Below are 258 nucleotides of genomic sequence, written 5' to 3'. Positions count from 1 at the left end.
CTGCTATAAACCATGTGCAGCTCTCGCCAATCGACAAGCATATCCTGTACATCAAAGAATGCGCGGAAACGTGCCACGAGATCGCCAGCAATTGGACGAAGGATATTCCACCGAGCCTGATGATCATCTTCGGAAAGATCGCCCGCTCGGGCCAAATCTCCAAGCTTGAGGACAAACGCCGCAGCATCCTTCTCGAACGATTTGGTGGCAGCGCGCGTTTCCTTACGGCTTTCGATAACAGCGAAATGAGGGTTCACA

1 protein-coding gene is annotated in these 258 nt (G+C 52.3%); it reads right to left on the bottom strand.

Features of this window, described 5'->3' with window-relative positions; translation table 11 throughout:
• Positions 1–258 (bottom strand): hypothetical protein (locus G5A07_RS21460; RefSeq protein WP_191863998.1); only part of this gene is annotated, 258 nt, incomplete at both ends.

The sequence above is a fragment of the Stenotrophomonas sp. AS012628 genome, from assembly GCF_010608305.1.
Lineage (GTDB): Bacteria > Pseudomonadota > Gammaproteobacteria > Xanthomonadales > Xanthomonadaceae > Stenotrophomonas > Stenotrophomonas geniculata.
Note: the sequence above shows the minus strand (reverse complement) of the source record. Positions and strands in the feature narration are given on the sequence as shown.